This is a genomic window from Tamlana crocina, assembly GCF_012037625.1.
This window is the reverse complement of sequence record NZ_JAAVJS010000020.1, coordinates 16,404-27,991: the sequence shown is the minus strand read 5'-3', so window position 1 is coordinate 27,991 and position 11,588 is coordinate 16,404. Positions and strand designations below refer to the sequence as shown.

General features: G+C 38.7%; 10 protein-coding genes. 9 read left to right on the top strand and 1 reads right to left on the bottom strand.

The features are described 5' to 3' along the window. Positions 1 to 10 precede the first annotated feature (10 nt). The 7 genes from HC176_RS12990 (at position 11) to HC176_RS12960 (ending at position 8,500) form a co-directional block, all read left to right on the top strand. A complete protein-coding gene (locus HC176_RS12990; protein ID WP_167918971.1) occupies positions 11 to 2,383 on the top strand; it encodes a TonB-dependent receptor in 2,373 nt (790 codons plus the stop codon). A gap of 4 nt (positions 2,384 to 2,387) precedes the next feature. Beyond that, entirely contained in the window at positions 2,388 to 3,203 is an 816-nt protein-coding gene (locus tag HC176_RS12985; protein WP_167918969.1) for a DUF4249 domain-containing protein, read from the top strand. Between the two features lie 103 nt (positions 3,204 to 3,306). Beyond that, complete coding sequence (locus HC176_RS12980; RefSeq protein WP_167918967.1) at positions 3,307 to 4,551, top strand: efflux RND transporter periplasmic adaptor subunit; 1,245 nt, start codon at positions 3,307 to 3,309, stop codon at positions 4,549 to 4,551. A gap of 1 nt (position 4,552) precedes the next feature. Then, a complete protein-coding gene (locus tag HC176_RS12975; RefSeq protein ID WP_167918965.1) occupies positions 4,553 to 5,905 on the top strand; it encodes an ABC transporter permease in 1,353 nt (450 codons plus the stop codon). 63 nt (positions 5,906 to 5,968) lie between these two features. After that, on the top strand, positions 5,969 to 7,429 hold the full coding sequence (locus tag HC176_RS12970; protein WP_167918963.1) for a TolC family protein: 1,461 nt from the start codon (positions 5,969 to 5,971) through the stop codon (positions 7,427 to 7,429). 29 nt (positions 7,430 to 7,458) lie between these two features. Beyond that, complete coding sequence (gene murQ / locus HC176_RS12965; protein WP_167918961.1) at positions 7,459 to 8,280, top strand: N-acetylmuramic acid 6-phosphate etherase; 822 nt, start codon at positions 7,459 to 7,461, stop codon at positions 8,278 to 8,280. Then, positions 8,270 to 8,500: a DUF6095 family protein gene (locus HC176_RS12960; protein ID WP_167918959.1), complete on the top strand. Its 231-nt coding sequence runs from the start codon at positions 8,270 to 8,272 to the stop codon at positions 8,498 to 8,500. Before murQ ends, HC176_RS12960 begins: the two co-directional genes overlap by 11 nt. Positions 8,501 to 8,503: 3 nt before the next feature. Here HC176_RS12960 and HC176_RS12955 read toward each other — a convergent pair whose 3' ends face one another. Then, the gene (locus tag HC176_RS12955; protein ID WP_167918957.1) at positions 8,504 to 9,004 is read right to left on the bottom strand and encodes a DinB family protein; all 501 of its coding nucleotides are present in this window, start codon (positions 9,002 to 9,004) and stop codon (positions 8,504 to 8,506) included. Between the two features lie 222 nt (positions 9,005 to 9,226). Between HC176_RS12955 and HC176_RS12950 the strand changes: the two genes are divergently transcribed. Next, on the top strand, positions 9,227 to 9,829 hold the full coding sequence (locus tag HC176_RS12950; protein ID WP_167918955.1) for a hypothetical protein: 603 nt from the start codon (positions 9,227 to 9,229) through the stop codon (positions 9,827 to 9,829). Positions 9,830 to 9,881: 52 nt separating this feature from the next. Continuing rightward, entirely contained in the window at positions 9,882 to 11,588 is a 1,707-nt protein-coding gene (locus tag HC176_RS12945) for a hypothetical protein (RefSeq protein ID WP_167918953.1), read from the top strand.

The following is an 11,588-nucleotide window of genomic DNA, read 5'->3' as shown; positions in this document are numbered from 1 at the left end:
CAGACCTTATATGAAAAAAAGCCTTCTTTGTCTTTTACTTATCTGTTTTTACTTCAATGGAATAAACGCACAGGAAAGATTCACAATAAGCGGTACGGTTTCAGATATAAAGAGCAACGAGACACTAATTGGGGTAAATATCATTTTCCCAAAGCTAAAATCGGGCACCATCACCAATGAATATGGTTTTTATTCCATCACACTTCCAAAAGGCGAGTACCAAATTATTGTGAGTCATTTAGGCTTCAATACGCATACGGAAACCATCAATTTATCACAAAACACCACTAAAAATTTCAGCCTTACCGATGCCCTTGAAAGTTTGGACGAAGTAGTCATTACCCAAAACATAGAAAAACTGAATATTAAAGCGCCGCAAATGAGTGTTAACAAACTCACTTCGGGCACCATAAAAGACATTCCTGTGGTGCTTGGCGAGGCCGATATTATTAAAGCGATTACCCTGCTTCCGGGCGTAACCACCGCTGGGGAAGGGGCTTCAGGTTTTAACGTGCGCGGAGGAGCTGCTGATCAAAACTTAATCCTTTTGGACGAGGCTACCATTTACAATTCCTCCCATTTATTTGGTTTCTTTTCGGTTTTTAATCCCGATGCCATAAAGGATTTGCGTTTGTTTAAAGGCGGCATTCCAGCGCGTTATGGCGGGCGTGTGTCTTCGGTGTTGGACATTTACCAAAAAGAGGGCAACAGCAAATCGTTTCATGCCAACGGCGGCGTTGGTTTGGTATCGAGTCGGTTGTTGGTTGAAGGCCCTTTAAAAAAAGACGAAGGCGCGTTCCTGTTGGGTGGCCGATCCAGTTATGCGCATTTATTTCTTCCGCTGTTCGATATTGACAACGAAGCCTATTTTTACGACCTCAACACCAAATTAAATTATAAATTAAACGATCGTAATAGCATTTACTTGTCTGGATATTTTGGACGCGATGTGTTTAGAATTGAGGACACTTTTGAAAACGTTTATGGTAATTCGGTCTTAAATTTTAGATGGAACCATTTGTTTTCCGACAAGTTATTTTCAAACCTCTCCTTTATTTATTCCGATTACTATTACAACCTCAAACTGAATTTTGTGGAATTCGATTGGGTTTCGGGCATTCAAAATTTCAATTTAAAGTATGACTTCAAACACTACATAAGCAATAAATTAAAGCTTCAATATGGATTAAACAGTGTGTACTACAGGTTTAATCCTGGAGAAATTAATCCAACCACCCCTACTTCGGGTATCAATCCTTTTAAACTCACCGATAAGTATGCTTTTGAAAATGCCCTCTATTTGGATGCCGAACGAAAGCTATCGGAAAGATTGACCGCTTCCTTCGGTTTAAGACTGAGCAGTTTTTATCGTTTAGGGCAGGATGAACTTAATATTTATGCCAATAATCAAGCGGTAACGTTCAACGAAGATTTTCAAATCTATGAAAAAGCCAATCCCATTGGTACAGAGTCTTTCAAAAGAAAACATGTTATTGAAAGTTTTTACAACCTCGAACCCCGAGCGTCGTTGGCCTATCAATTAAATGATGAGAGTTCCATTAAATGGAGCTATAACCGCATGACCCAATATTTGCATTTACTATCGAACACCAGCTCGCCCACCCCTTTGGATATTTGGACGCCCAGTGGAAAGTATATAAAACCCCAGCTATTGGACCAAGTGGCTATGGGCTATTTTAAAAATTTTAATGAAAATCGCTATTCCCTAGAAATTGAAAGTTTTTATAAAACGGTTAAAAACCGTATTGACTATATTGATGGCGCCGATTTAATCGCCAACAATGCCATAGAGCAAGTTATCCTTAACGGAAAGGCCCGCGCCTACGGCATGGAGTTTTTATTAAGAAAAAACGAAGGAAAATTTAAAGGTTGGCTGGCCTATACCCTTTCAAAATCCGAACAGCAAACTCCCGGAAGAACGCCTGACGAATTGGGTATTAACAACGGCAATTGGTACAACACGCCTTATGATAAAACCCACGATATTTCCATAACCAGCAGTTATGATTTTAATGACAAATGGAAACTGAACACCAATTTTTTGTTCCAAACGGGGCAGCCCACCACCTTTCCCGATGCGCAATATACCTACAACGGGCTCAACATTCCTAACTATTCTGGAAGAAATGAAAACAGGCTGCCCAGCTACCATCGGTTGGATTTCGCCTTAAATTATACCCCAAAACCCAACAAGAAATCGGGCTTGCAATCGCAATGGGTATTCGGTGTTTACAATGTGTACAATAGAAGAAACGCCGCTTCTATCAATTTTAACCGAAACACGGACACCGGAAGGAATGAAGCCACAAGGCTGTCCATTTTTGGCATTGTACCGTCGGTATCGTATAATTTCAAATTTTAAAAAAATGAAAGCAATAAAACATATTCTTTGGTGTCTTCCGTTTTTAATTTGGTCTTGTGAAGATGTGATTGACGTTGAACTAGAAAATTCCGCCCCCCGATTGGTTATCGATGCGTCGTTAAACTGGATAAAAGGCACATCGGGCAACGCACAAAGCATACAGCTTAGCTTAACCGCTCCTTATTTTAGTAATGAAATTATGCCCGCAACCGGTGCACTGGTTAGTGTTAGCGACAACAACAGAACCTACCGTTTTGTAGAAGATGGCGATACAGGTTTTTATAAAACCGAAAGGTTTCAGCCGGAATTGAACGGTATTTACAAGCTAAATATTGAGTACAATAACGAAATCTATACCGCTACAACCGTTTTAAAACCGGTAGTGCCAATAGACTACGTTGAGCAAAAAAATGATGGTGGTTTTTCTGGTGATGAAATTGAAATTAAAGCCTTTTACCACGACCCCATTGAAACCGAAGATTATTATTTATTTGAGTTTGTCTTTTTTAAGAACAACAAAATTAGTCTCGAGGTTTACGACGACGAGTTTACCAACGGCAACGAAATTTTTGCCTTTTTCTCTGACGACTCCCTAAATTCCGGAGACAAAATCACCATTAGAAACTACGGGATTACACAACGTACATTCCAATATTTTAGCCTTCTTCTGCAACAAACCGATGATGAAGCTGGCGACCCTTTCCAAACACAACCAGCTACTTTAAGAGGTAACTGTGTAAACCTATCCAACTCTAATAATTTTCCGCTAGGCTATTTTAAAGCCTCAGAAGTTGATGCTTTCACTTACACAATACAATAAAGGCATGGACATTGTGATTAAAACATTAAGTTTTATTTAACGAAATAAAATCTTACAGCTGTGATTTTTTCGTAATTTTAAAGCTTCATCAATTAAAAACAACATGACCAAAAAAAGAATAGCCATAATTGCTGGCTTAATCATCGTTCCCGTTCTCACCTATTTCTTTTTCCACTCTTCAAGCGATGAAAACGTTTCAATTACCAGCAAAGTTGTAAGGGGTACTTTTTTAAACGAAGTATTTATTTCTGGCGAAGCCCAATCTACAAGCTCAAAAGAAATTAACGGCCCAAGTAACGCCCGGCGTTTTGGTTTGTACAATATCAAAATTCAAGATTTGGTTCCCGAAGGCACGGTTGTAAAAAAGGGCGATTATATCGGAAAACTGGATGTTTCAGAACTTAACGGAAAAATTCTGGATGCCCAATTGAACTTGGAAAAAGCGGAATCCAGATACATTCAGCAACAGCTCGACACCACGCTTACATTAAAACAAGAGCGCACAGCCATAAAAGATTTATTGTTTAAAATTGAGGAAGACAAATTGGAATTATCGCGCTCTACTTACGAACCACCCGCCACCATCAGGTCTTTGGAAATTAATATCGAAAAAACAGAACGTGATTTAAAGGAAAAGAAAGCCGATTATTCCATTAAAAAAAGTCAAGCCAATGCTAAAATGATTGAAGTAGGCACTGAAGTTTCAAAATATAAAAAGCAAATTGATGAATTGATGGAGCTTCAAAAGGAGTTTACTATTTTTTCTGATGACGAAGGCATGGTAACTTACGTAAAGGAATGGAACGGCACCAAAAAGAAAGTTGGCTCTACCATTTCACCATGGCAACCTGCAATTGCCAGCCTTCCAGACCTTACCAAAATGGAATCGAAAACCTATAGTAATGAGGTAGATATTCGAAAAATAAAAAAAGGGCTCACCGCAAAAGTAGGCTTCGATGCCTTTCCGGATATTGAGTTGGATGGTGTAGTAACCGAAGTGGCCAATGTAGGTGAAACCAAAGCAGGGTCGGACATCAAATTGTTTCAGGTATTGATAAAACTCAATGGCACCAGCAAAAATATCCGCCCCGGTATGACCACCTCCAACCGAATACTCACCAAACAAGAGGAAAATGTTTTAATGATTCCGTTAGAGGCGATTTTTTCAAAAGATTCCATCAGCTATGCCTATGTAAAGTCGGGCTTATCTATCGAGAAAAAACAATTGGAATTGGGGCTTTCCAACAACGAAGTAATAATAGTAAACAAAGGATTAAAAGAAGGTGATGTGGTTTACCTAAATCAACCTGAAGATTTGGATGACAAAAGTATAACCCTATTGAAGTAAGATGATAGATAAAATACTTTTAGAAAAGCTAAAATCTAACTTCACCGAAGCGTTTTGGTTTATAAAAACTAACAAGGTCCGTACCTTTTTAACGGCTTTGGGCATTATTTTCGGTGTGGCCTCAGTTATTGCCATGTTGGCGATTGGTAACGGTGCCGAAAAAGAAATCTTAGCGCAATTGGAACTCGTTGGGGTTAACAATATTGTGGTAACTCCCATTCCCGATGAAGAAAAGGAAGACACCGGTGAAACCGAGAAAGAAACCGAAAACAGCGAATCCAAACGGTTTTCAAAAGGATTGGATGTTCTGGATGCGGTTAACGTAAAAAAGCATATTCCCAGCGTTAAAATGGTGAGCCCCGAAATTATCATGAACACTTACATGATCAATAACGGTAAACAAAACCCCGTAAAACTGATTGGTATTGAACCCAGTTTTTTCGAAACTTTGAATATTTCATTAGACAAAGGAAAATCATTTTCTGAATTTCAGATTAAAAATGCACTTCCCGTTTGCATTGTCGGCAAAAAAGTAGAAAAGAAACTATTTACCGGAGAGAGTGCCTTGGGGAAGCAAATAAAAGTTAAAGATGTTTGGCTGCAAGTTATCGGCGTTATTGAAGAAAAATTAATTTCGGACAAAGCCCAGGAAAATTTAGGCATTAGAGATTTAAACGAAGATGTTTACATTCCCATCAATACGTTTTTGGTAAGGTACAAAGACCGAAAAATAATCAGTGATAATCCTGCGGCACAAAACCGAAACCAAAACGGCCCAGCCACAAAAACACCTCGTGGCAATTATCACCAAATTGATAAACTCACCGTACAGGTTGCGAATTCCAACCAATTAAAGGCCACCGCCGAAGTATTAAGCAAAATGTTAAAACGCCGACATAACGATGTGTTGGATTTTGAAATCACCATCCCCATTCAACTGCTCAAGCAGCAGCAAAAAACAAAACAGATTTTCAATATTGTACTCAGTATTATCGCGGGTATTTCGCTGCTTATTGGCGGTATTGGCATTATGAATATTATGTTGGCATCGGTATTGGAACGCACCAAGGAAATTGGCATTATTCGAGCGATTGGTGCTACCGAAGAAGATGTGATTTTACAGTTCCTATCCGAGTCAGTTTTAATCAGTGTTGGTGGTGGAATAGTCGGCATTTTACTCGGCATCATCAGCGCTTACATTATCGAACTTGTCTCCGGTATTGAAACGGTTCTGTCAATCACATCCATAATGGTCTCCTTTTTTATTGCCGTTTTGGTGGGCCTAACATTTGGAATTTTCCCCGCAAAGGCAGCCGCAAAAAAACGTCCCATTGAAGCCCTAAGAACCGAATAAAACTAAAAAGCCAATAACTTGTATGAACGCATGTTCGCTGTAATGCTCTATAACACTAATTAGATGAAACTAAAACTATTAGTCGCACTCGTTATTTTTCCTTTAATTACGTTTTCGCAAACCCAAAAAATCACCCTTTCGGAAGCCATAAGCATGGCCAAGAAAAAATCGCCCGATTATAAAATAAACCTCAATAGGAACCAAGCCAGTTATTGGCGGTTTAGAAATTATAAAGCCAGTTTTTTACCCGAATTAAGGCTTAATGCTACTTTGCCCGAGTACCAAAATGCCGTGCGAAGGATTACCAACGATGCGGGGCAGGATATTTTTGTAAACCAAAATCAGTTGTTAATTGAGGGCGGCTTGTCCATTTCGCAAAGCGTACCCTACACCGGCGGAACGCTTTCGGTAAACTCGAATTTAGAACGGGTGGAACTCTTTGGGCTGGATGATAATATTGGCTATTCGGTTATCCCCTTTAGTGTGAATTATTTTCAGAATTCGGTATTATTCAACGAGTTTAAGTGGGACAAAAAAATAGAGCCCTTGGTTTATGAAGAATCAAAAAGGGACTTTATTGAAAATATGGAGCAGATTTCGGTGAGCACCGCCAACAGATATTTTGCGTTGCTAAAGTCGCAAATGCAGTTGGAAATCGCCAAGACCAATCTTAAAAATCAAGACACCCTTTACCAAATTGCCGAAGGCCGATTCAAAATGGGTAAAATTGCCGAAAATGAATTGTTGCAAATGGAACTTACCCTTTTGAATTCCAAAAACAACGTGACCACCAATACCGTTGAAGTAAAACGGACGTCGCAAAATTTGGCCAGATATTTGGAATTGGGCACCGAAAATATCGAGTTGGCCGTTCCAGAAGAATTACCGCTGTTTAACGTGGATATTGAAAAAGCACTGAGCGAAGCCCAAAATAACCGAAAGGCCGTTATTGAATTTAGAAGAAAACGCTTGGAAGCCGAAAAGGAAGTGGCTTTCCAAAAAGGCAATAACCGATTGAGACTGGGTGTTTCTGCTAATTTTGGTATTTCGCAAAACGGTGATGATTTCAATAATATGTTTAATAATTACAACAAACAACAAAATGTTCGTGTGTCTTTAGGTATTCCCATTTTCGATTGGGGCGTTTCAAAATCCCGTCGGAAAATGGCCGAGGCCAACCTAGATTTAACCAACAACAACATAAAACAAGACCAGCAGGAATTCGAACAGGAAATCTATCTGCATGTACTCAATTGGAGTAACCAACGCGATTTTTTATTCACTTCTGAAAAAGCAAAGAAAGTCGCCATGAAACGATACGATATTTCGCAAAAACGTTACATTTTGGGCAAAATTACCATCACCGAATTAAACATTGCCCTTCGTGAACGTGATGATGCGGTACTAAAATATTTAAACTCGTTGGAAAGTTTTTGGCGCGATTATTACATTTTAAGGCAACTTACCCTTTACGATTTTATAAACGACAAAAAAATAGAAGTTGAAGATGTGCTTTATGATTAAATCTAATCATTAATTACTATTTTTGGCACATGGGTTTTACAAAAACTACCGAGCAGGATTCAAACTACAACCACTTGGAAAACATGTCGGTTTTAGAATTATTGACCAACATCAATAATGAAGACAAAACCGTGCCTTATGCCGTTGAAAAGTCGCTTCCGCAGATAGAAAAATTGGTGGGAAAAATTGTTTCAAAATTAAAAACGGGAGGCCGGCTGTTTTATATCGGTGCGGGCACCAGTGGCCGATTGGGCATTTTGGATGCTTCGGAATGTCCGCCCACCTTTGGCGTACCCCACGAATTGGTAGTCGGGCTTATTGCCGGTGGCGACCAAGCCATTAGAAAAGCCGTTGAATTTGCTGAAGATTCATTAACCTTGGGTTGGGAAGATTTACAAAAACACCAAATCAATAGCAAAGATGTGGTAGTTGGCATTGCAGCTTCGGGTACCACACCTTACGTGATTTCAGCATTAAAAGCCTGTTACGAAAACAACATCATTACTGGTTGTATTACTTGTAATCAGGGCAGTCCGTTATCGCAAACGGCACAGTTTCCTATTGAAGTTATCGTGGGGCCGGAATTTGTTACCGGAAGCTCCCGAATGAAAGCCGGAACCGCCCAAAAACTGGTATTGAATATGATTACCACTTCCACTATGATCCAACTGGGGCACATTAAGGGCAATAAAATGGTAGACATGCAATTGAGCAACAACAAATTGGTGGACAGAGGCACAAGAATGATTATGGCTGAACTCAAAATCAATCAAAGCGAAGCCGAAGCCCTACTCAAAAAACACAAAAGTGTGCGATTAGCCATTCAAAATTATAATAACCATGGACAATAAAACAGACAAAGTCGTTCTTTTTAAAGGCATAAAAATTTTAATATTCGCAGTAATGAGCCTGTTTATAGGCCCTATTTTATTAACCTTTGCTTTTAGTCAACCCGAAAATTCCCTTTATATCCCCCTTTTAATTGTGGGCTGTTTAATATGTGCTATGGCCGTATTCTTAATTTTTAAGGGCATCAAAATCATTATGAGCAGTATGTTTAAAAACAAATAGTTTTTAACCTACGGGGGTCTGCTTTGGCGTAGATGGGTTGTAGCCAAAATTGGAATCGGTCGTTTCAATTTGCAAACCTTCCAAAATATAATTTATAATGGCATAATGATGAATGGTATGGCTATTGGCTTGGGCCAACAAAGCCCCGAGTGTGTATGGGATCTCTGTTTTTCCCATGCCCAAATCGTCAATTGCCCAGACCGTTTCAGTTGTGTTTAGGGGTTTCTCCTTCAGTTTTTGTTCGATAGCGTTCAAATAATTTAGTGCACAATTGCAATTGGACTCCACATCCTTATTTCTACTTCTAGCTGTTAAATCAATTTTACCTTCAGAATTACGCTTAAAAATACAATCGTAAAAATCTAAAATATGTCGGATATGGGTGCCAATGCTGGAATGGTAAGGAGGAATGGAAGCATCACATAATTGGGCGTTCGATATACTATTCAATAACACTTGAGATTTTTGGAGCGTTTTTAAAGTCGATTGAATGATGATATCCATAGACACTAAAAATAGCTAAAATATTTGTAACGCAAAAGGCTGCCGAAACTATCTTACCTACTCTTCACAAAACTTCATTTATTATTCACACATAAACACAAAACATTGTTTTTCAATTAAATACATCCGCCATGTTACATATCTGGCATAGATTGAAACATTTGTTTTATTCGCTTTTCATTTTTCAACATAGCTTTACTTCTCTTAAAGCTCAGTTGAAATATGAAAAACATTTACACCTCTAAATTTCACATTATTCTTTTTCTCTTTTTCTTGGGCACGGTTGGCTGCTCTAAAGACCCGTCAAACGACAAAAAGGAAAATGGCGAATCAGATTCCAACGGTTATTATGTAAGCATAGACTATAAAAGCATCTATGGGGATGTACTTATGGAATACGATGGCGACGACAATATCCAGGCCGATTACGGGTATTCTGGTGCGGGAATAATTAATTTTGATATTGGTATTCACGACTATAGCCCGCAAACCTTCTCTATTGGCTTTGTTAAGGCCGTTAACAGTACTAACTACGAACCCAGAAAGAGTTATAATGTATCTACATACTTCCCTATTGTAGATGACACTCCTATTGTTGGCGGAAACGCACAGGTTATCATCAATGAAGATTATGAAAATGCTATTTGGTTAGATACATCATTAAAGGGTGAAGGTCGCATTGAAATAATTAATTACAGTAGCGCCGAAGAAGATTTTATAGTGGAGTTTGATTATACCTGCTATGCCACAGACTATACTACACTAACACAGTATGCAGAAGCTAGGATAAAAGGTCGTGTACAAGTAAAAAAGCGCATTCATTAAAATTAGCATTCCGCTAAAAGATTAGGCATCAACAAATACTAAAATAAAAATTATGAAAGCTAAAATATTAATCACAGTACTATTGGCACTTTGCTTTACAATGCCAACACAAGCTCAGTTTTTAAAAAAACTGAAGAAAAAAGCCGAACAAGCAGCCGAACGCACCATTTTAAGAAAAACCGACGAAGTTGTGAGTCAAAAAACAGAAAAAACTATTGACGATGCTACTACCAGAAAAGACCAATCGGAAAATGATAATTCGCAAGACACCGAACAAACAACGGCTGTTTTAGAACCTGCCAACGCTGCATTAAACAAAAACACCCAAGCTAAAAAAGACTTTTACAAAGAAGATGTAGTTATTAAACTCCACGAAAACGGCAACCTCAATCAAACCCAATTTTTTGATGCCGAACAAGTGGCGGTGCGCTCAACACAAGACAATATGCCCCAACCCAGCTATATTGATAGTGAAGGCTTTATTTACGGTTTTCAGAATGGTGAATATACCAAATCATCCATCGTAGCACTGCAAAGCCAAGGCATGATGATGCCAACCATGATGGTTGAAGCCTATAAGCTGCCACCCGAGCCCGTAATGGCCAGTCTGCAAAAACAAACCGATTTGGGTATGACGGCAAATCCTTTTAACGGTATTGTAGAATTTGCTTTTATATATGAACCCGAACATTTTAGGTATGAAGATTTTAAAGAAAGCAAACAAACCTTACGAGGAAAAACCTATACCAAATTCGATTTCCTTAACGAACCCGGTTACGAAGGCAGTTATGTGCTTTTTGATGACCAAGACCGTTTGGTGGAAATATTCACAAAAAAGTCGGATACAGGGCAATCTGCCAGTGCTTTCGATATGAATATGGCACCTCCGGGCGAAAGCCTTTTGGTTTATAACTACCAACCTGTAACGGTACAATTGCCCCAAGCCAGAGAAGTTAGAGCACAAGGCCAAGGCTTAATGGAGGGCGTTATGAATAATATTGTAAAAGGAGGAAATCAACCCAAAGATGATATAGATGAAGATGATTATGATACCAGTAATTCTAAAGGTCAAGTTAAATCTGTTAGAACAGCCTTAAAAAACCATAAAGTTAAAGCAAGTGATTTACCCGATTCTTACGACTTCGATTGGCAACTGCAAACCGAAATGGTTTTAAACACTAAGAAAAAAGAAACTATGGATATGACCTTTTTAATAAAAAAGGGAGCTGCCTACCAAGGCACAAACATAAGCAGTCGTGAAAACAAAAATGCAGGCAATACCACCATGGTGTTCGATTCGAACCTAAATACTATGGTTATGTTTATGGATGCCCAAGGTTCAAAATTCCTGCAAATGTTTCCTGTTCCAGACCCCGGTAATAGTTCCGAAAAAATAGACAATTACAAAATTTCTGATTTGCCTTCTAAAACCATTATTGGATACACCTGCAAAGGGCTACAATTTGAAGACGACAGGTACATCATGAAAATATACCATACCACCGAGGCCCCCATTACACTCTCAAACTTTTTAAATTTTGGCAATCAAAAAAAGATGGATTTTCCAGATATAGACCCCAGAATTGTTAAACAATTTTCAAACGGTCTGATAATGGAAATGGATATGATTGATAAAAAGAAGTCTAAAAACAACGTCAACATCATTGCAAAATCATTGAACAAAACAGCCACCTCAATAAAACCCAACCAATACCAAACCATGGATTTGTTTTCGGGGGCCGGTATGTTGGGTAATTAA